We start from the raw sequence: 18,247 nt of genomic DNA, 5'->3' as shown, positions 1-18,247 counted from the left end.
GGATAACGATGGCACTGATCAGTCTACGCCAATTGCTGGATCACGCTGCCGAGCATGACTACGGCGTGCCAGCCTTCAACATCAACAACCTGGAGCAGGTGCAGGCCATCATGCGCGCGGCGGATGCGTGCAATAGCCCGGTGATCCTGCAGGCGTCCGCAGGCGCGCGCAAGTATGCGGGCGAGGCCTTCCTGCTCAAACTGGTGGAGGCGGCCATCGCCAGTTATCCGCACATCCCCATCGTGCTGCACCAGGACCACGGCGCCAGCCCGGCGGTATGCCTGCATTCCATCAAGACCGGCTTCAGCAGCGTGATGATGGACGGTTCCCTGCTGGAGGACGCCAAGACCCCGGCCAGTTATGCTTACAATGTAGAGGTGACGCGGCAGGTGGTGATGGCCGCGCATGCGGCGGGCGTGTCGGTGGAGGGCGAGCTGGGCGTGCTCGGCTCGCTGGAGACAGGCCTGGCGGGCGAGGAGGACGGCGTCGGGGCGGAAGGCCTACTAGACCACAGCCAGTTGCTCACCAGCCCGGACGAGGCGGTGGATTTCGTTGCGCAGACAGGCGTGGATGCATTGGCGATCGCGATCGGCACTTCGCACGGCGCCTACAAGTTCAAGCGCCCGCCCACCGGGGAAACGCTTTCCATCAGCCGCCTGCGCGAAATCCATGCGCGGTTGCCGAACACGCATCTGGTGATGCATGGCTCTTCCTCCGTGCCGCAGGAATGGCTGCGGGTGATCAACGAATACGGCGGCGAAATTCCCGAGACCTACGGCGTGCCGGTGGAGGAAATCGTCAAGGGCATCCGAAGCGGGGTGCGCAAGGTGAATATCGATACCGACCTGCGGCTGGCTTTTACCGGCGCGTTGCGCCGCTTTCTCGGGCAGCCGGAACACAAGGCGGAATTCGACCCGCGCAAGATCCTGGCGGCCGCGACCGGCGGCATGCAGGCCTTGTGCCGGGAGCGTTTCGAGGCATTCGGCTCTGCCGGGCATGCGGCGCAAATCCAGCCTCTCCCACTCGATAAAATGGCGCAGCGATACGCTGCTTCCTAAGAGCCTGTTCGCCATCTTTTCATGGGGTACGCATGGCATCAAAACGCGTCCGATCAAGGCGTTATTGCTTTGCCAAGGACTGCAATGCAGTCCAGGCGCGTTTTGATGCCATGCCCTCCGGGTTGAACTGGCAGAGCAGCCGCTGCTGCGTTGCAAATCCTCGCCGGGCAATAAGCCCGGTTACAATGCGCATGCTTGTGGTTTGTGCCTTGCTTTGACTATCCTGCCGGGACAACGTGCCCTATGAAAAGATGGTGAACAGGCTCTAATACATCGCTTCACGGCGGCGGATATTTACAGCGTATAATGCCGGGATCATTTGCCCGGACCAGCGCCGCTATGCAACCCAATAAATACAGTAAATTAGGCCAGCGAGGCATCGGCCTCGTCGAGCAGGCATTGCTGGTGTTCATCGCCTTGGCGACGATAGTGGCAACCGGGCAGGCCGCGCTGCATATCTGGGATATGAGGGCCGTGACTGTGGCGGATTTGCTGCTGCTGTTCCTCTATCTCGAAATCCTCACCATGCTGAACCACTACTTGAGCTCGGGCACGCTGCCGGTGCGGTACCCCTTGTATATCGGCATTATTGCGCTGGCGCGCTACCTAGTGCTGGACATCAAGGAGCTGGAAGCCTGGCGCATTTTTGCCGTGGCGGCTTCCATCCTGCTGATCGCCGTCGCCATCCTGGTGGTGCGCTACGGGCATGTGAAGTTTCCTTATTCCGATGGCCCCGAGCAGGACCATCACAAATAGTTTTTGATAAAGGTACGCGTTTTGACTACTCCCCTCATGCAGTCCAGCATCAAGAGCCTGAAACTCATCAATCAGGGCAAGGTGCGGGATATTTATGATCTCGACGACCAACACATGCTGCTGGTGGCGAGCGACCGCCTCTCCGCATTCGACGTCATTTTGCCGACGCCGATCAAGGACAAGGGCGCGATCCTGACCCAGATCGCCAATTTCTGGTTCGAGAAACTCAAGCATGTCGTGCCCAACCACCTGACCGGCATCGACCCCAATACCGTGGTGAGCGACCCTGCGGAGCAGGCGCAATTGGGGCCGCGCGCGCTGGTGGTGAAGAAGCTCAAGCCGTTGCCGATCGAGGCGATCGTGCGCGGCTACCTCGCGGGCTCCGGCTGGAAGGAATACAAGGCCAGCCAGAGCGTGTGCGGCATCCCGTTGCCGGCTGGCCTGCAGGAAGCGGCCCAGTTGCCCGAGCCCTTGTTCACGCCATCGAGCAAGGCGGAAGTGGGCGACCACGACGAGAACATCACCTTGGAAAAATGCGCCCAACTATTGGGTAAAGAGCTGGCCGACAAGGTGGCGCGCATCAGCGTGCAGCTTTACAAGGAAGCGGCGGCCTATGCCCTGAGCCGCGGCATCATCATCGCCGACACCAAGTTCGAGTTCGGGTTGGACGAGGCGGGCGAGCTGTACCTGATCGATGAAGTACTGACGCCGGATTCATCCCGCTTCTGGCCGCAGGATCAATACCAGGTCGGCAGCAATCCGCCGAGCTTCGACAAGCAATACGTGCGCGACTGGCTGGAATCCACCGGCTGGAACAAGACAGCGCCCGGCCCGGTATTGCCGGACGATGTGGCAGCCAGGACGGCAGACAAATACCGCGAGGCGTTCGAGCGCCTGACCGGAAAGCCTTTCTAGCCAGGAGACGCTCTGAAAGAAAAGCTGAAAAAGCTGGCGCGGCAGCTCAAGACCGAACTGGAAGTCTATAAGTTGGTGCTGCGCCATCCGCAAACGCCCTGGCTGGCCAGGGTGTTGCTGGGGCTGGCGGTGGGCTATCTGCTGCTGCCATTCGACCTGATACCGGATTTCATCCCCATCCTCGGCCAGCTGGACGACCTGGTTATCGTGCCGGGTCTGTTCTACCTGGGCATCAAGTGCGTGCCTGCGGCGGTGGTTGCCGAATGCAGGCAGCAGGTCGCCGACCGCAACGCTGCCCAAAGATGATTTTTGCCCTAGATTTACGCTAAAATCCCGCGTTATCTTCATATTATTCAAACCAAAACCTATTTAAGGATCAATCCATGTCCCTCTGTAATGTGCCGGCAGGCAAAGACATCCCTAACGACTTCAACGTCATTATCGAAATCTCCATGCGTGGCGAGCCCATCAAGTTCGAAGTGGACAAGGACTCCGGCGCCGTATTCGTGGACCGTTTCATGGGCACTTCCATGCATTATCCGTGCAACTACGGCTACATTCCGCAGACGCTGTCTGAAGACGGCGACCCCGTCGACGTGTTGGTGATTACCCCGATTCCATTGCAGCCGGGCGTGGTGATCCGCTGCCGCGCGATCGGCGTACTGACCATGGAAGATGACGGCGGCGTGGACGCCAAAGTGCTGGCCGTGCCGGTGGACAAGATCTGCCCGCAATACAAGGACATCAAGTCCTACCAGGATATCCCCGAGTTCCAGCTCGCGCCTATCGCCCACTTCTTCGAGCATTACAAGGACCTGGAAAAAGGCAAGTGGGTCAAGGTCGGCGAGTGGAAGGATGTTGAAGACGCCAAGGCGGAAATCGTCGCTGGCGTCGAGAGGTTCGGTAAGTAATCCAGTCCCGCAATAGAGCCGGTCAGGATCAGAAAGAGGAGCAATGCTCCTCTTTTTTATGCCATAGCATGCACAAAAGGATGTTTGAGGCCGTTGCTAATTCCGGCAAATAAATAGGTAATTGTCTTACTTCGGCGTGGCATTCATGTCATTATGATGACAGGCGCGTGAAGCTGATCATTGGCTCAAGTGTTTGCGATTAAGCGGCCTTGTGCCGGGAATATTATGGGACGGATGACAATTGCGGCTGAATAGATGATTAGTCAACTGAAGCTTGAAAGCTACCAGCTCGAGGCTTTGCTGGAGTCGCTGCCTATTCCTATTTCCTGTGCCAGCCTGCAAGGCGGCAAGATTCTATTCATGAACGGCAAGTTCCGCGAGACCTACGGTTACCGCAGCAGCGATTTTGCCTCGGTGGAAGATTGGATCGTGCGCGTTTATCCCTTGGCAAGCCAGCAGGTAAGCGCTCGCGAAAGGTGGTCGGCATATTTTGAGGGCGGCGGCAAACAGGTCTACGAGGTTCCCGCGCTGGAGGTGAATGTCCAATGTGCCGACGGCAGCATCAAGACGGCGCTTCACGGCGGGGTGATCCTGCCCGAGGCTGGCTTGGCCCTGGCGACATTTGTCGATATCACCGAGCGCAAGCGGGACGAAGCCACGCTCAAGGCGCTGGCGGAAAAGGATGCCTTGACCGGCTTGCTCAACCGTAGGGCGTTTGACTTCTATCTCGAGCACCTGACGCAGAAAGCGGCCGACGAAAATCAGATGCTGCTGCTGATCCTGCTGGACCTCGACCGCTTCAAGGCGATTAACGACACCTACGGCCACCAGACCGGTGACCTGGTCTTGAAGCATGTGGCCTCGGTGCTGTCGGCCTGCGTCCGCTCCAGCGACCACCTGGCGCGGTTCGGCGGCGACGAGTTCGGCATCCTAGCGCCCAACATCACCACCAAGAAAACCGCGGAGCGCCTGTGCAGCAAGATCATAGACATGCTGCACGAACCTTTCGACATTGGCGCCGACAATCCTTACCGGATCAACACCAGCATCGGGTTCGCCATTTATCCGCTGGCCGCGACTTCCTGCCAGCAGCTGTTCAAGAAGGCCGACGAGGCGCTCTACATATCCAAGAGCAACGGCCGGGGAATGTGGACGGCCGCCAAAGAAGAGGGCTGATCATTCGCCCACCTGCAACAGCAGCCCCTTGCGCCTTGCGATTTGGAAGTAGCCGAGGAATACGGCGACACCGACGGCCAGGTAGACGATATTCAGCCCTATTGCCCAGGCCATGTGGCTTGCATTGAAGCTGTGTTCTAGCAGCAATGCGCGCATCCCTTCGAACACATGGCTTGCCGGCAACGCCAGGGCGACAGGCTGCAGCCAGCCGGGCAGGATGGCGACCGGGTAATAGATGGCGCAGAGCGGCTGGATGGCGAACACGCTGACCCAGGCGATGCTTTCCGCGCCCATGCCGTAGCGCAGCACGATGCCGGATACGATCAGGCCGATCGCCCAGCCCATGACGATGAGGTTGAGGAAGAAGGCGATCAGCGGCAGGCCCATATCGTAGATGTTGTAGCCGAACAGCGGGATGGCGATGAGGGTGGCGCCGCCAATGCCGATCAGGGTGCGGATCAGGCTCATGAGCAGCAGCGATGCCACCATTTCATAGGGCCGCAACGGGCTGACGAACAAATGTCCCAGATTGCGCGACCACATTTCCTCCATGAACACCAATGCAATGCCGAGCTGCCCGCGGAACAGAACGTCCCAAAGCAGCACCCCGGAAAGCAGGATGCCGCTGGCCTGGGCGATCAGGCTGCTGTTGCCTTGCAAGTACAAGGTGATGAAGCCCCACAATATCATCTGCACCGTAGGCCAGTAGACCATTTCCAGCACGCGCGGCCAGGAAGAGCGCATCAGGTAGAGGTGACGCAAGGCGACTGCACCGATGCGGCGCGGAGAGAAGTGGATATCCTGCATCAGGCAGGCTCCTTGTGGCGCGCGATGTCGATGAAGACTTCCTCCAGGTTGTTGCGACCGTACTTGGCAAGCAGGCCGGACGGAGTGCCGGTGTCCACCACCTGGCCTTTGCGCATCATGATCACGTCAGTTGCCATGCGCTCGACCTCGGCCATGTTGTGCGATGCCAGCAGGATGCTGGCGCCGGTGTCGCGTTGATATTGTTCCAGGTAGCTGCGGATGGAGTCCGCGGTATCAGGGTCCAACGATGCGGTAGGCTCGTCCATCAGCAGCAGCTCGGGTTCGTTTAGCAGCGATTTGGCAAGGGAAACACGGGTTTTCTGGCCGGCCGAGAGCTGCCCGTAGCGTTTGTCCAACAGCGTATCCAGGCGAAGCGCCCCGGCCAGTTCCTCTATGCGAGACTTCAGCCCGGGCAGGCGGTACAGGTGCCCGTAGACCGTGAGGTTCTCGCGTATCGTCAGCCGCTGCGGCAGGTCGACGTAGGGCGAGGAGAAATTCATGCGATGCAGCAGGCGATAGCGATGCTGCAGCATGTCCTCGCCGAGGATGCGGATCCGTCCCCGGCTAGGGGTCAATAACCCCAGCAGCATGGCAATCGTCGTGGTTTTCCCCGCGCCGTTGCCGCCCAGCAAAGCCGTGGTGACGCCGCGCTTGGCCTGGAAGCACAGGTTGTCGACGGCGCAGAACTGGTCGAAATACTTGTACAAGCCGTCGACTTCGATGACGAATGCCTGGCTCATACCAGACTCCAGAGCATCTTGATGCCCACCACGTAGAGCAGCAGCGCAAACAGCTTTTTCAGTACCGGGACCGGCAGCCTATGGGCCAGGTAAGCGCCAAACGGCGCGGTGAGCATGCTGGCGAGCGCAATGCCGGCGAATGCCGGCAGGTAGACATAGCCCAGGCTGTATGCGGGCAGATTGCCCTCCGCCAGGCCTGTGACGACGAAGCCGAGCGTACCGGCGACGGCGATCGGCAGCCCGATCGCAGAGGAGGTGCCGATCGCGTAGCGCGCATTGAAGTTGCAATAGATCAGGAGCGGCACCGATAGCGATCCGCCGCCAATGCCAACCAGGCTGGAAAGCACGCCGATGACGCCTCCCATACCCAAGGTGCCGGCCTTGCCTGGCAATTGCCTATGGGCCGCCGGCGTGAAGTTGAGCACCATCTGGGTGGCGATCAGCAATACGAACACGGCGAAAATCACCTTGAGTATCACGGTATCCAGCTGGCCGGCCAGTACGGCGCCGAGCAATGTGCCGATAACGATGCCGGGCGCGATCAGCTTGACGGCGGACCAATGCACGTTCTGTTTTTTATGGTGGGCGCGCGCCGAGGAAATCGAGGTGACGATGATCGTCGCCAGCGAGGTGCCGAGCGCGATATGCATGATGTGCTGCGGCGGGAACGCCAGCGAGGTGAAGATGACGACGAGGATGGGCACGATCACGGTGCCGCCGCCTACGCCAAGCAGCCCAGACAAAACCCCTGCCCCGGCCCCGGCAATAAAATAAAGTAAAAATTCCATATTGATCCGACAAAATCCTGGTGAATGTCAGGGACAGGCGAAGATGCTGCTAGCGGCGGCTGGACAGCCGGGCAATGGCATCGCCCAGCGGCGAACCCTGCAGTTCCCTTGCCAGCTTTTCAAGGCTGGCTGCTGCGGCCGGGCTGAGCGTGCGCACTTTCTTGGCAGGCTTGCCCGCGGCAGATTGCACTTGCACTTCCACCCGAATTGAAGTAACTTCAAGCCCTTGTTTTTTCAGCCCAAGCATCAGGCTGGGCAGCATCAGTTTGATTTTTGCGGCGACTGCGCCATTGGTGGCATAGACCGTCAGGCGCTTGTGGCTGAGACCCCCTGCCTGCGTATAAGGTTTCAGCGCGGCGGGTACTACGGCGTTCCATTTCTGCTGCGAAAGCGTCAGTTGTTCCGCTTGTTGCGAAAGAGCCGCCAATTCGGCATTTTCAGTAAACAATGCACTTACACGCAGCATGCCGGGCTCTCCCAAGGGGAAGTAATGAACATCATTTTAGTATCGAATAGTATGGCAAGGACGCGCAGCATCCCGCTGCCACTGGGCTTGCTCGTCATTGGCCTGCTGAGCGCGCTGCCAGCCTTGCTGCTTTGGGTGCTTATTGTGCCACAGGGCACCCACCAGCACAAAGGCGCCCCGGCTTCCATGCATTTCGCGAGCGCAGGCGAGCAGGCGCATATCGATGCGTTGGCGCAGCAGCTTGGCGAGATAGAGGCCAAGGTGTTGCGTCTGGATGCATTGGGCGCGCGGCTCTCCAGCCTGGCAGGCGTCAAGGCCAGCGACGCCGATGCCTTGCCGCCGGGGCGGGGCGGCCCCATGGTGGATGCGCGTACCATGTCCGAGGATGAGTTGAAGCAGCGCATCCAGGCATTGACGCAATCGATAGACCTCAACAGCGACAAGCTGAGCGTGCTTGAAGCCTCCCTGTTGCAGCAGCGCCTGAAGGCGAGTACATTGCCGAGCACCATGCCGACCGATGTGGCGTATAACTCCTCCAGCTACGGCTGGCGCGTCGACCCGTTTTCCGGCAAGGTCGCTTTCCATGAGGGCCTGGATTTCGTCGCGGACAGCGGGACGCCTGTGTATGCTTCTGCCGCAGGAGTTGTAACGGCTGCGGAGCAGACTCCCGACTATGGTAGAATTGTCAAGATTAACCATGGGTCCGGGCTGGAAACTCGATATGCCCATGCATCCCAGTTGCTGGTGAAGGCTGGGGAGCGCGTTGAGCGAGGCCAGTTGATCGCCCGCGTCGGCAGTACCGGGCGTTCCACCGGGGCCCACCTGCATTTCGAGGTGCGCTTGAACGGGGCAGCGCTGGATCCGCGCAAGTATTTGCAAAGCGCGAATTAGATATTGATTTTATTAACTAAACTTATTTAAAGCTAACCTAGAGGTTTCCGTCCATACGGAAAAGTGGTGCCACTTCATGTTATCCGCGTTGTTTAAGAAAATCTTCGGTAGCCGCAACGAGCGGCTGGTCAAGCAATATGCACAGAACGTCAAGGCCATCAATGCGCTGGAACCCAGCATGCAGGCGTTGACGGACGAGCAGCTCAAAGCCAAGACGGAGGAGTTCAAGCAACGCTACCAGCAGGGCGAATCGCTGGAGAAACTGTTGCCGGAAGCGTTTGCCGTGGTGCGCGAAGGCGGCCGCCGCGTGCTCAACATGCGCCACTTCGATGTACAGTTGATTGGCGGCATGGTGCTCAATGCCGGCAAGATTGCCGAAATGCGCACCGGCGAGGGCAAGACCCTGGTGGCTACCCTGCCTGCCTACCTCAATGCCCTGACCGGCAAGGGCGTGCATGTGGTCACGGTGAATGACTACCTAGCGCGGCGCGATGCCGAATGGATGTCCCGCCTGTACAACTTCCTGGGCCTGAGCGTGGGCATCAACCTCTCTCAAATGCCGCATGATGAAAAGCAGAAAGCCTATGCGGCAGACATCACTTACGGCACCAACAACGAATTCGGTTTCGACTACCTGCGCGACAACATGGTGTTCACGGCGGAAGAGCGCGTGCAGCGCAGCCTCAACTACGCGCTGGTGGACGAGGTCGACTCCATCCTGATCGACGAAGCGCGCACCCCGCTGATTATTTCCGGCCAGGCCGACGACAGCGTGGACCTGTACCTGCAGATGAACAGCATCGCCGCCAAGCTGGTGCGCCAGGAAAAGGAAGACGGCGAAGGCGATTTCTGGGTGGATGAGAAATCGCACCAGGTATTGCTCTCGGAGCAAGGACATGAGCATGCGGAGGCCCTGCTGGCAGAGGCAGGCTTGCTGGCCGAGGGCAGCAGCCTCTACGACGCCGCCAACATCAGCCTGGTGCACCACATGTATGCCGCCCTGCGTGCGCAGTCGCTCTACCACCGCGACCAGCACTATGTCGTGCGCGATGGCGAAATCGTGATCGTCGATGAGTTTACCGGCCGCATGATGGCGGGCCGCCGCTGGTCTGACGGCCTGCACCAGGCGGTGGAAGCCAAGGAAGGCGTGACCATCCAGAAGGAAAACCAGACTCTGGCTTCCATCACCTTCCAGAATTACTTCCGCATGTACGGCAAGCTGTCCGGCATGACCGGTACCGCCGATACCGAAGCCTATGAATTCAACCAGATCTACGGCCTGGAAACCGTGGTGATCCCTACGCACCGCCCATTGCAGCGCAAGGACCACATGGACAAGGTGTATCGCACCGCCAAGGAAAAATACCAGGCGGTGATCGACGATATCAAGGAATGCCAGAAGCGCGGCCAGCCGGTACTGGTGGGCACCACCTCGATCGAGAATTCGGAGCTGATTTCCAGGGTATTGTCCGAAGCCAAGCTCGAGCACCAGGTGCTCAATGCCAAGCAGCACGAGCGTGAGGCCCACATCATCGCCCAGGCCGGCCGTGCCGGCATGATTACCATTGCCACCAACATGGCGGGCCGCGGTACCGATATCGTGCTGGGAGGCAATCCGGAAGACGAAATCGCCGCCGTGGAAGCGGACGAGAGCTTGTCCGAATCAGACAAGGTGGCGCAGGTTGCCAAGATCAAGGCCGACTGGCAGGTGAAGCATGACGCCGTGCTGGCAGCAGGCGGCCTGCATATCATAGGCACCGAGCGCCATGAGTCCCGCCGCGTGGACAACCAGCTGCGCGGCCGTGCCGGCCGCCAGGGCGACCCTGGTTCCAGCCGATTCTACCTGTCGCTGGAAGACCAGCTGCTGCGTATTTTCGCCTCCGACCGTGTCGCCGCCATCATGGAGCGCCTGAAGATGCCGGAAGGCGAGGCCATCGAGCATCCATGGGTCACGCGTGCGATCGAGAACGCCCAGCGCAAGGTCGAGGGCCGCAACTTCGATATCCGCAAGCAACTGCTGGAATATGACGACGTGTCCAACGACCAGCGCAAGGTGATCTACCAGCAGCGCAACGAATTGCTCGAAGCCGCGGACGTGGGTGAGACCATTGCCGCGATGCGCGTGGACGTGATCCACGACTTGATTGCGACGTATATCCCGCCTGAAAGTCTGGAAGAGCAGTGGGATATCCCCGGCCTGGAAAAAGCCCTGCAGGCTGACTTGGGCCTCGAGATCCCGTTGCAGAAGATGCTGGAAGAAAACCCCAACCTGCATGAAGAAACCCTGCGCGAACATATCGTCGAGACGGCCAATGCCGCCTACCAGGCGAAGGAAGATCAGGCCTCGGCTTCGGTATTGCGCCAGTTCGAGCGCGCCGTAATGCTGCAAAGCCTGGACAACCACTGGCGTGAGCACCTGGCCGCGCTGGATCATTTGCGCCAGGGCATCCACCTGCGTTCCTATGCCCAGAAGAACCCCAAGCAGGAATACAAGCGCGAGGCTTTTGCCCTGTTCTCCAGCCTGCTGGATACCGTCAAGCGCGAAGTGACTCAGGTGACCATGCTGGTCAAGGTGCAGAGCGAGGCTGATGTGGAAGCCGTCGAGAAGCCTGCCGAGCTCGAGAACGTGCAATATCAGCATGCGGACTATGACGAGGCGCTCGGCAATGCGGATGAGTCCGACGAGGCCGGCGGACAGCCAGTGACGACATTCGAGCGCGTCGGCGCCAAGGTGGGCCGTAACGATCCTTGTCCTTGCGGTTCCGGCAAGAAGTACAAGCAGTGCCACGGCAAACTGAACTGATACCTCAGGGTTGAACGGATGCAGGTGCAAGCCCCGCAACTGGCCTCTCCCTGTATAAGGGTATGCGCGCTGGATAGCCGGCGGGAGTATTGTACGGGCTGCTTGCGGACGATTGCCGAAATACGCGCCTGGCGCACCATGGATGAGGCCGAGCGTCTGCAGGTAATGCGAGCGCTTGAAGCAAGGCGTCTCAGCCAGGCTTGAGACTAGAAGCGGCTAACAAAACTAAGCGAAGCGATCCTGGCTAGGCGCTCTGCGCAGACCGTACAAGTGGTACGACAAGCAGAAGCAACAACGTTATGAGAGTTTTATTAGCTGCTCTAAGCCGGGAAATCCCGGCTTTTTTATTGCCTGCATTCATGGTGCTGCCGGGCAAGCGGCACCTGATTATGGTAAAATCAGCCTTTTGCGTTCCTGAGAAAAGCCATCATGCCAGTCAATCTCGTCGCGCCCGAAGCGCATTCCCTGTTGCCGGTCCCAGGCGTAGAGCTTGGTATTGCCAAAGCCCATATCCGCAAACCGGACCGCAAGGACATGCTGGTCATCAGGCTCGCCGACGGTACGCGCGTGGCCGGCGTATTCACCAAGAACCGTTTCTGTGCGGCGCCGGTGACTGTCTGCAAGGAGCATTTGTCGAAGACTGGCGGGAGTATCCGTGCGCTGGTGGTCAATACCGGCAATGCCAACGCGGGAACCGGCGAATCCGGCCTGGAAAACGCCCGCGCTACATGTGTCGAGCTGGCGAAGCTGTTGCAGCTCAAGCCTGAGCAGGTGTTGCCTTTCTCCACCGGCGTCATCCTGGAGCCGTTGCCCATGGATCGTCTGCTGGCCGGCCTGCCTCAATGCGTAGCTGGCCTGGGTGAGCAACGCTGGTTCGATGCGGCTGAGGCCATCATGACGACCGACATTGTATCCAAGGGCGCTTCGCGCCAAATCGCCCTGGGCGGCAAGGCCGTGACGGTGACTGGGGTTTCCAAGGGTTCCGGCATGATTCATCCGAACATGGCGACCATGCTCGGCTATGTGGCGACGGATGCCGCGATCAGCCAGGCCGCGCTGGAAGCCTTGATCGATCATGCGGTGAATCGCTCGTTCAACTGCATCACGGTCGATGGCGATACCTCGACCAACGATTCCTTCATCGTCATGGCGACCGGCAAGGCAGACAATGCCGAGATCGTTGATGTCGCCAGTGCGGAATTCCAGCAATTGCAGGATGCCATCACCGAAGTGGCGGTCGAGCTGGCCCAGGCGATCGTGCGCGACGGCGAGGGCGCCACCAAGTTCATGACGATCCAGGTCGAGTCCGGCAAGGACGTGGAGGAGTGCCGCCAGGTCGCCTACGCGATTGCGCACTCGCCATTGATCAAGACCGCTTTCTTTGCTTCCGACCCCAACCTCGGACGGATTCTCGCCGCGATCGGCTATGCAGGCGTGGACGACCTCGACGTGAATGCCATGCAGCTCTACCTGGGCGATGTGCTGGTGGCCGAGCATGGCGGACGCGCGGCAAGCTATGTGGAGGAACAAGGTGCTGCCGTGATGAAGGAAGCCGAAATCACAGTGCGCGTCGTGCTAAACCGCGGGCAAGCCAATGCCACGGTCTGGACCTGCGACTTTTCCTATGACTATGTCCGCATCAATGCGGACTATCGAAGCTAGGAGGACTCATGGCCGATTTCGAGCAATTGATCACCCGCGCCGAAGCTGTGCTGGCAAGGCTGGAAAGCTTCTTGCCGCCGCCGGCACCCGAACCGGATTGGAACGCCATTGCCTGGCGCTGGCAGACATTGAATGGCCGCGGCCACCTGGTGGCCGTGGAGCATCCGCACCATATCAGCCTGGACGACATTCGCAACGTCGATGAGCAAAAGGCTGAAATCGTGCGCAACACGGAGCAGTTCGTGCATGGCCATCCAGCCAATAACGTGCTGTTGACCGGCGCGCGCGGCACCGGCAAGTCCTCGCTCGTGAAAGCGGTGCTGAGCGCGTTTGCGAACCAGGGTTTGCGCCTGGTTGAGGTGGACAAACAGGACCTGGTGGCATTGCCGGAAATCGTTGCCTTGCTGCGTGAGCGCAAGGAGCGCTTTATCGTTTTCTGCGACGACCTTTCCTTCGAGTCCAGCGATCCGGGCTACAAGGCGCTCAAGGTGGTGCTGGACGGTTCGATCGCGGCGACATCGGACAATGTCGTGGTGTATGCCACTTCCAACCGCCGTCACCTGATGCCTGAATACATGTCGGAAAACCTGGAAGTGACGCGGCATGGCGACGAGGTCAGGCCGGGAGATACCACCGAGGAAAAAGTATCGTTGTCTGAGCGATTCGGCCTCTGGCTGTCGTTCTATCCGTTCAGCCAGGATGAATATCTGGCCGTCGTTGCGCAATGGCTCAAGCATTACGGTATCGAACAAGTGGACGAGGAAACCCGCAGCGCCGCCTTGCTGTTTTCGCATACCCGAGGCGCACGCAGCGGCCGGGTGGCGTACCAGTTTGCCCGCGACTATGTCGGCCGCCAGGCCTTGGCAGCAGCCAGACATCCATGAGCGTAGTGCGTGCCGCCGTAGCCATATTGCAACGCCCTGACGGCCTGGTGCTGCTAGCCGAGCGTCCTGCCGGCAAGCCCTGGGAAGGCTGGTGGGAATTTCCCGGAGGCAAGATAGAGGCCGGCGAGACTCCGCGCCACGCCTTGGTGCGGGAATTGCGCGAGGAACTTGGGGTCGATGTGGAAAGTGCCTACCCCTGGCTGTTGCGCCGTTTCGAGTATCCTGACCGCAAGGTGGAACTGCATTTTTTTATCGTGCGCGAATGGCAGCACGAGCCGCACGGCTGCGAAGGTCAGCGATTGAGCTGGCAACATCCTGCCGCGTTGACCGTAGGCCCGATGCTGCCTGCCAATGAGCCTATCCTGGCAGCCCTGAGCTTGCCGTCTATTTATGCGATCAGCAATACGGGCGAGCTGGGCGAGCAGCGCTTCCTGGAGTGCTTGCAGCATGCCCTGGACCAAGGGCTGCGCTTGCTGCAGTTGAGGGAAAAGCATTTGCCTGCGGAGAGCCTGCAGCGTTTGGCGGAGCAAGTGCTCAAGCTGGCGCAGCCCTACCAGGCCAGGGTGCTGCTCAACGGCGAGATCGAGGCTGCACGGGCATTGGGCATGGCCGGGGTGCATTTGTCTTCCGAGCGCCTGATGGCGCTTTCGGAGCGTCCGGATGGCATGCTGTGCGCTGCCTCTTGCCATAATGCGCAGCAGCTCGCGCATGCCCAATCCCTAGCGCTGGATTTTGCCGTGCTGTCGCCAGTACTGCCTACATTAAGCCATCCTCAAGCCCAGGTATTGGGCTGGGAAGGCTTTGCCACCTTGGTGCAGGACAGCAGTCTGCCAGTCTACGCATTGGGCGGCTTGCAGCAGGCGTATATGGAACAGGCATGGCAGCACGGCGCTCACGGTATCGCTATGATGCGCGGAGCATGGGGCTGATCATGTCGCGCAAGCTATTGGCGCGGCTGGCGGTTGTACTGGTGCCCGCGTTGGTGCTGGGGGCTTATTTATGGCTGAAGCCTGGCGGAGCCACGGTCGAGCCGTTAGCGATCGCCTGCGAGGATATTGTGCGCGGATGCCGCCATGACGACCTGACAATCCAGGCGATGACAACACCCAAGGTCATGCAGGCGTTCGAGATGCGAGTAACGCTGCCCGAGGCGGAGTCGGTGCAAGCCAGCTTTGATATGCAGGATATGAAGATGGGAATCAACCGCTACCGCCTCCAGCAGCAGCCTGATGGCAGCTGGCGCGCCATGGTCACCCTGCCGGTATGCGTGAGCGGAAGCAGCGACTGGGTAATGACGCTCGATATCAAGCGTCCGTCCCAGCCATTAAAGACTCAATATACACTCGAATTCAGCACCCAGCCTTAACCCACTATTCGTGCGTTAGTATTCGTCGTCGTCAGGCTTGGGGTTGGTGTCCGGGATGCGATAGCTCTCGCTGGCCCATTGCCCCAGGTCGATCAGGCGGCAGCGTTCCGAGCAAAACGGACGATATGGGTTTGCACTGGAGTATTCCGACAACTCCCCGCATTGCGGGCAGGGAACCAGTTTCTTGCCTACAGGTTGCACAGTGTCAATGAGAAGTCGATGTTGGAGTCGCAGGGACGTGGCCGTTGGGCGTTGTCCAGGCTGTTGAAGCGGATATTGATCGCATACTTGTTGGCGCTCACTTCGGGAAAGCAGGGCGTATCGTCGCTGATCTCCACACGTAGCATCTGGGCTGGCTTGGCGCCTCCCAGCATTTGTTGGTAAGCCCCGTTGACGGCGGTCATGCTGGAAGTCGCTCCGCTGCCGCGCAGGATGTGCAGGATGATGCGGATGGCGTCGTACAGCGGCATCAAGGGGCTCATCCAGACGCTGAGGTCATGCTTGCGCCGCTCGCTGCTCAGTCCCAGCCAGTAGTGGTAGGACGGCAGGTCGAACTCACAGACGCCGCCAGGGATGACGGAGCGCTGCTTGATGCTCATCAGCCATTCGTTGTCGCGCAGGGTTTGCCCAAGCTTGCCGGGCGTATTGCGTAGCGGCCGCGCTGCATTTTCGATATCGGTCACCAGGTCGTTCAGCACCTTTTCCTCGATCGAGGGGTTGCCGCGCAGGTTGTTCATGACCATTTTCTGCCGGTCCAGCTCTTGCAGCAGGTCCATCTTGAGCTCGGCCCGCTCGATGATGTCCAGTATCTGAAAAATGGAAAGCAGGACGCTGTGGTGGACAAACTCGTGCTCACCCTCAATGTTATGCAAAACCTTGGTGAACAGGTCTTCCAGACGCAACAGGGTACGGATGCGTTCGTTAAAAGGATAGTCGTAACTAGGCACGGGCTTCTCGAGGCTGATCCGTTTGTTTATAAAAGCTATCGTGAATTATCAGATTTATTCGCTAACTATGCAAGTCTTAATGAATTTTTCATGCATCAGGCGGATTTTCTCTTCCAGTTCTTCAATACTGCCGTTGTTGTCGATGATGTCGTTGGCGAGCGCGCGGCGAAAACTGCGCGATGCCTGGGCGGCAATGATGGAACGCACCATTTTCTCGGTGAATCCGTTGCGGTTGACCACGCGGCTGATCTGCTTGTCCTCGTCGCAGTCGATCAACAGGGTGCGGTTGACGATGCCTTCGTAGCGGTTTGACTCAAAAAACAGCGGGATGGCGAGTATCTGGTACGGGGCCTGGTTGTAGTTTTCCAGTTCGCGCAGGGCCTCGCTGTGGATGGCGGGATGCAGGATGGACTCGAGCAGCCTGCGGTCGGCATCGTTGGCAAAGATGCGGTCGCGTATTTTGCCTCTGTCCATGGCGCCATCCGCGGTGACATATTCTGCGCCGAATGCTTCCGCTATTTTCGCTACCAAGGGCTGGCCGGCGCAGGTCAGGCGGCGTGAAATGACATCGACGTCGACGACAGGCACGCCCAGCCCGCTAAATATTCTTGCCGCTTCGCTTTTGCCGGCACCAATGCCGCCGGTGAGTCCAACCACGTACATCTATCAGCCTCCTAGGTATAGTTGAGAGAGTTGTTTGCCGAAAAACAGGGCTGCAATCCCGCCCAAAGCCAGGTATGGGCCGAACGGAATCGGGGTCTCGCGCCCATGCTTGGTCAACACGATCAAGCCGATGCCGATGATGGAACCAGCGACTGATGATAATAAAATGACAGCCGGGAGCAACTGCCAGCCAAACCAGGCTCCCAGCGCTGCGAGGAGCTTGAAGTCGCCATAGCCCATCCCCTCCTTGCCCGTGGCCAGCTTGAATAGCCAGTATACAGACCAGAGGACGAGATATCCCGCAGCGGCCCCGGCCACGGCAGACGTGATATCCGTAAAGCCGTGGTTGATATTGAACAGCAAGCCCGCCCAAAGCAACGGCAGTGTGATGTCGTCCGGCAGCAGGTGCGTGTCGAGGTCGATAAAGGTCAAGGCGATCAGGGCGAAGATAATGAGCCAGCTTGCCACGGCCAGGCTCGAGTAGCCGAAATGCCAGCTGGCGAGGCCGGTCAGCGTTGCCGTGAGGATTTCCACCAATGGGTAGCGCGGGCTGATGGGCGCCTTGCATTGCCTGCATTTGCCGCCCAGGAACAAGTAGCTGACGACCGGGATGTTCTCGATAGCCGTAATGGCATGCTGGCAATGCGGGCAGCGGGAGCGCGGAGTGACAAGGTTGTACCGGATTTGTTCCGGCTGCGGCTTGCCTTCCGCTTCCAGGCGCTCGGCCTGCCAGGCCAGTTCCATCATGCGCGGCAGGCGGTGGATCACGACATTGAGGAAGCTGCCCACCATGAGTCCCAGCAGGACGGAGCAGGTGATGAAGAGCGCGGGGCTGTCCCTCAAGACATCCAGCAAAACAAAATCAGGCATAAATTGGGTTGTCGGTAAACTTTCCGCATCATCGCACCGTTATATCAGTATGGCAACCGCAGTTGTGGCGTTCTGGATGGACTTGAAATCAGGAAAATTATCGCCACGTAATAGTTGTCAATATTTCTCATCACTAACCTGAAAGGAATGCACATGATGAATACTGCAGCTCAAACCGCATGGGAGACCCCTGTCGTTTGCCGCGTCGAAGTGGATTTATCGGGTTGGTTGGAACAGTTGACAGGTAACGGCGACTGGGAAGTCTATGACGAGTCCGAGGATGAAAACTACATGAGCTTTGCCATGCGTCACGGACGGCAACAGGCGGAAGTTACCCTCTACCACAATGGCTACGCCACGGTCGACGTGGATGGCGAATCCCTGTTTGACGGTTCGCTGACCACCAGGACCAGCCATTGCGCCCACCTCAGCTACTATCACGCTGAGAATGGGGAGTTGATAACATTGAATTGATCGCTGGAGTTAAGCGGTATGATAAAGAGCCCTGTTCGCAGGGCTCTTTTTGTTTTACGGGGTTTGTTTT

Annotated in this window: 22 protein-coding genes; 14 read left to right on the top strand and 8 right to left on the bottom strand. The window is 59.2% G+C overall.

Annotation, left to right across the window (positions count from 1 at the left end):
- The first annotated feature begins 8 nt into the window (after nucleotides 1–8).
- The 6 genes from fba (at nucleotide 9) to ACJSDX_RS00750 (ending at nucleotide 4,816) form a co-directional block, all read left to right on the top strand.
- Nucleotides 9–1,058 (top strand): class II fructose-bisphosphate aldolase, encoded by a 1,050-nt coding sequence (gene fba, locus ACJSDX_RS00775; protein WP_407993067.1) that lies wholly within the window; start codon nucleotides 9–11, stop codon nucleotides 1,056–1,058.
- Between the two features lie 339 nt (nucleotides 1,059–1,397).
- Nucleotides 1,398–1,814, top strand: a complete 417-nt coding sequence (locus tag ACJSDX_RS00770; protein WP_309566260.1) for a phosphate-starvation-inducible protein PsiE — start codon at nucleotides 1,398–1,400, stop codon at nucleotides 1,812–1,814.
- 21 nt (nucleotides 1,815–1,835) lie between these two features.
- Complete coding sequence (locus tag ACJSDX_RS00765; protein WP_407993066.1) at nucleotides 1,836–2,729, top strand: phosphoribosylaminoimidazolesuccinocarboxamide synthase; 894 nt, start codon at nucleotides 1,836–1,838, stop codon at nucleotides 2,727–2,729.
- Between the two features lie 75 nt (nucleotides 2,730–2,804).
- A complete protein-coding gene (locus tag ACJSDX_RS00760) occupies nucleotides 2,805–3,035 on the top strand; it encodes a YkvA family protein (protein ID WP_407993546.1) in 231 nt (76 codons plus the stop codon).
- Between the two features lie 77 nt (nucleotides 3,036–3,112).
- Complete coding sequence (gene ppa / locus ACJSDX_RS00755) at nucleotides 3,113–3,640, top strand: inorganic diphosphatase (protein WP_309566263.1); 528 nt, start codon at nucleotides 3,113–3,115, stop codon at nucleotides 3,638–3,640.
- 255 nt (nucleotides 3,641–3,895) lie between these two features.
- Nucleotides 3,896–4,816 carry a diguanylate cyclase domain-containing protein gene (locus ACJSDX_RS00750; protein ID WP_407993065.1) on the top strand — a complete coding sequence of 307 codons (921 nt, stop codon included), beginning with the start codon at nucleotides 3,896–3,898 and terminating at the stop codon, nucleotides 4,814–4,816.
- On the opposite strand, the gene ACJSDX_RS00745 is transcribed toward ACJSDX_RS00750, so the two are convergent.
- From ACJSDX_RS00745 to ACJSDX_RS00730, 4 genes are read right to left on the bottom strand one after another with little or no spacing between them, the layout of a single operon-like run.
- Nucleotides 4,817–5,623 (bottom strand): ABC transporter permease, encoded by an 807-nt coding sequence (locus ACJSDX_RS00745; protein WP_407993064.1) that lies wholly within the window; start codon nucleotides 5,621–5,623, stop codon nucleotides 4,817–4,819.
- Nucleotides 5,623–6,363, bottom strand: coding sequence for an ABC transporter ATP-binding protein (locus tag ACJSDX_RS00740; protein ID WP_407993063.1), 741 nt, complete (start codon nucleotides 6,361–6,363; stop codon nucleotides 5,623–5,625). Before ACJSDX_RS00740 ends, ACJSDX_RS00745 begins: the two co-directional genes overlap by 1 nt.
- Nucleotides 6,360–7,151, bottom strand: coding sequence for a sulfite exporter TauE/SafE family protein (locus ACJSDX_RS00735; protein WP_407993062.1), 792 nt, complete (start codon nucleotides 7,149–7,151; stop codon nucleotides 6,360–6,362). The genes ACJSDX_RS00740 and ACJSDX_RS00735 overlap by 4 nt, the downstream gene beginning before the upstream one ends.
- A 49-nt stretch (nucleotides 7,152–7,200) precedes the next feature.
- Entirely contained in the window at nucleotides 7,201–7,617 is a 417-nt protein-coding gene (locus ACJSDX_RS00730; RefSeq protein ID WP_309566268.1) for a DciA family protein, read from the bottom strand.
- A 24-nt stretch (nucleotides 7,618–7,641) separates the two neighbouring features.
- Between ACJSDX_RS00730 and ACJSDX_RS00725 the strand changes: the two genes are divergently transcribed.
- The 7 genes from ACJSDX_RS00725 to ACJSDX_RS00695 all read left to right on the top strand — a co-directional run bounded on the left by ACJSDX_RS00725 (nucleotide 7,642) and on the right by ACJSDX_RS00695 (nucleotide 15,223).
- Entirely contained in the window at nucleotides 7,642–8,508 is an 867-nt protein-coding gene (locus ACJSDX_RS00725; protein WP_407993061.1) for a M23 family metallopeptidase, read from the top strand.
- Between the two features lie 76 nt (nucleotides 8,509–8,584).
- A complete protein-coding gene (gene secA / locus ACJSDX_RS00720) occupies nucleotides 8,585–11,311 on the top strand; it encodes a preprotein translocase subunit SecA (protein WP_407993060.1) in 2,727 nt (908 codons plus the stop codon).
- 18 nt (nucleotides 11,312–11,329) lie between these two features.
- Nucleotides 11,330–11,515: a DUF1289 domain-containing protein gene (locus ACJSDX_RS00715; protein ID WP_309566271.1), complete on the top strand. Its 186-nt coding sequence runs from the start codon at nucleotides 11,330–11,332 to the stop codon at nucleotides 11,513–11,515.
- Between the two features lie 225 nt (nucleotides 11,516–11,740).
- Nucleotides 11,741–12,973, top strand: coding sequence for a bifunctional glutamate N-acetyltransferase/amino-acid acetyltransferase ArgJ (argJ, locus tag ACJSDX_RS00710; RefSeq protein ID WP_407993059.1), 1,233 nt, complete (start codon nucleotides 11,741–11,743; stop codon nucleotides 12,971–12,973).
- Between the two features lie 8 nt (nucleotides 12,974–12,981).
- On the top strand, nucleotides 12,982–13,857 hold the full coding sequence (locus tag ACJSDX_RS00705) for an ATP-binding protein (RefSeq protein ID WP_407993058.1): 876 nt from the start codon (nucleotides 12,982–12,984) through the stop codon (nucleotides 13,855–13,857).
- Nucleotides 13,854–14,786: a Nudix family hydrolase gene (locus ACJSDX_RS00700; RefSeq protein WP_407993057.1), complete on the top strand. Its 933-nt coding sequence runs from the start codon at nucleotides 13,854–13,856 to the stop codon at nucleotides 14,784–14,786. Before ACJSDX_RS00705 ends, ACJSDX_RS00700 begins: the two co-directional genes overlap by 4 nt.
- The gene (locus ACJSDX_RS00695; RefSeq protein WP_407993056.1) at nucleotides 14,735–15,223 is read left to right on the top strand and encodes a hypothetical protein; all 489 of its coding nucleotides are present in this window, start codon (nucleotides 14,735–14,737) and stop codon (nucleotides 15,221–15,223) included. Before ACJSDX_RS00700 ends, ACJSDX_RS00695 begins: the two co-directional genes overlap by 52 nt.
- A 15-nt stretch (nucleotides 15,224–15,238) precedes the next feature.
- Here the strand turns inward: ACJSDX_RS00695 and ACJSDX_RS00690 are convergent, their stop codons facing one another.
- From ACJSDX_RS00690 to ACJSDX_RS00675, 4 genes are read right to left on the bottom strand one after another with little or no spacing between them, the layout of a single operon-like run.
- Nucleotides 15,239–15,424, bottom strand: coding sequence for a DNA gyrase inhibitor YacG (locus ACJSDX_RS00690; protein ID WP_309566278.1), 186 nt, complete (start codon nucleotides 15,422–15,424; stop codon nucleotides 15,239–15,241).
- Nucleotides 15,412–16,170 (bottom strand): cell division protein ZapD, encoded by a 759-nt coding sequence (gene zapD / locus ACJSDX_RS00685; protein ID WP_309566279.1) that lies wholly within the window; start codon nucleotides 16,168–16,170, stop codon nucleotides 15,412–15,414. Before zapD ends, ACJSDX_RS00690 begins: the two co-directional genes overlap by 13 nt.
- A 54-nt stretch (nucleotides 16,171–16,224) precedes the next feature.
- Complete coding sequence (gene coaE / locus ACJSDX_RS00680) at nucleotides 16,225–16,833, bottom strand: dephospho-CoA kinase (RefSeq protein ID WP_407993055.1); 609 nt, start codon at nucleotides 16,831–16,833, stop codon at nucleotides 16,225–16,227.
- A gap of 3 nt (nucleotides 16,834–16,836) precedes the next feature.
- A complete protein-coding gene (locus ACJSDX_RS00675; protein WP_407993054.1) occupies nucleotides 16,837–17,703 on the bottom strand; it encodes a prepilin peptidase in 867 nt (288 codons plus the stop codon).
- 153 nt (nucleotides 17,704–17,856) lie between these two features.
- Here ACJSDX_RS00675 and ACJSDX_RS00670 point away from each other — a divergent pair, with 153 nt between their 5' ends.
- On the top strand, nucleotides 17,857–18,177 hold the full coding sequence (locus ACJSDX_RS00670; RefSeq protein WP_407993053.1) for a hypothetical protein: 321 nt from the start codon (nucleotides 17,857–17,859) through the stop codon (nucleotides 18,175–18,177).
- Nucleotides 18,178–18,247: the final 70 nt, after the last annotated feature.

This window comes from Methylobacillus draconifructus (genome assembly GCF_045984355.1).
GTDB classification, from domain to species: Bacteria; Pseudomonadota; Gammaproteobacteria; order Burkholderiales; family Methylophilaceae; genus Methylobacillus; species Methylobacillus flagellatus_A.
The sequence above is the reverse complement of the archived record's forward strand: the minus strand, read 5'-3'. Positions and strand labels throughout refer to the sequence as shown.

Excerpts from the sequence above, each read along its gene's own strand:
- ACJSDX_RS00770 (WP_309566260.1), top strand. The coding sequence starts at position 1,398 with ATGCAACCCAATAAATACAGTAAATTAGGCCAGCGAGGCATCGGCCTC.
- ACJSDX_RS00705 (WP_407993058.1), top strand. The coding sequence starts at position 12,982 with ATGGCCGATTTCGAGCAATTGATCACCCGCGCCGAAGCTGTGCTGGCA.
- ACJSDX_RS00750 (WP_407993065.1), top strand. The coding sequence starts at position 3,896 with ATGATTAGTCAACTGAAGCTTGAAAGCTACCAGCTCGAGGCTTTGCTG.
- ACJSDX_RS00745 (WP_407993064.1), bottom strand. The coding sequence starts at position 5,623 with ATGCAGGATATCCACTTCTCTCCGCGCCGCATCGGTGCAGTCGCCTTG.
- fba (WP_407993067.1), top strand. The coding sequence starts at position 9 with ATGGCACTGATCAGTCTACGCCAATTGCTGGATCACGCTGCCGAGCAT.
- secA (WP_407993060.1), top strand. The coding sequence starts at position 8,585 with ATGTTATCCGCGTTGTTTAAGAAAATCTTCGGTAGCCGCAACGAGCGG.
- ACJSDX_RS00670 (WP_407993053.1), top strand. The coding sequence starts at position 17,857 with ATGATGAATACTGCAGCTCAAACCGCATGGGAGACCCCTGTCGTTTGC.
- ACJSDX_RS00675 (WP_407993054.1), bottom strand. The coding sequence starts at position 17,703 with ATGCCTGATTTTGTTTTGCTGGATGTCTTGAGGGACAGCCCCGCGCTC.
- ACJSDX_RS00695 (WP_407993056.1), top strand. The coding sequence starts at position 14,735 with ATGGCAGCACGGCGCTCACGGTATCGCTATGATGCGCGGAGCATGGGG.
- ACJSDX_RS00735 (WP_407993062.1), bottom strand. The coding sequence starts at position 7,151 with ATGGAATTTTTACTTTATTTTATTGCCGGGGCCGGGGCAGGGGTTTTG.
- coaE (WP_407993055.1), bottom strand. The coding sequence starts at position 16,833 with ATGTACGTGGTTGGACTCACCGGCGGCATTGGTGCCGGCAAAAGCGAA.
- ppa (WP_309566263.1), top strand. The coding sequence starts at position 3,113 with ATGTCCCTCTGTAATGTGCCGGCAGGCAAAGACATCCCTAACGACTTC.
- argJ (WP_407993059.1), top strand. The coding sequence starts at position 11,741 with ATGCCAGTCAATCTCGTCGCGCCCGAAGCGCATTCCCTGTTGCCGGTC.
- ACJSDX_RS00700 (WP_407993057.1), top strand. The coding sequence starts at position 13,854 with ATGAGCGTAGTGCGTGCCGCCGTAGCCATATTGCAACGCCCTGACGGC.
- ACJSDX_RS00715 (WP_309566271.1), top strand. The coding sequence starts at position 11,330 with ATGCAGGTGCAAGCCCCGCAACTGGCCTCTCCCTGTATAAGGGTATGC.
- ACJSDX_RS00740 (WP_407993063.1), bottom strand. The coding sequence starts at position 6,363 with ATGAGCCAGGCATTCGTCATCGAAGTCGACGGCTTGTACAAGTATTTC.
- ACJSDX_RS00725 (WP_407993061.1), top strand. The coding sequence starts at position 7,642 with ATGAACATCATTTTAGTATCGAATAGTATGGCAAGGACGCGCAGCATC.
- ACJSDX_RS00730 (WP_309566268.1), bottom strand. The coding sequence starts at position 7,617 with ATGCTGCGTGTAAGTGCATTGTTTACTGAAAATGCCGAATTGGCGGCT.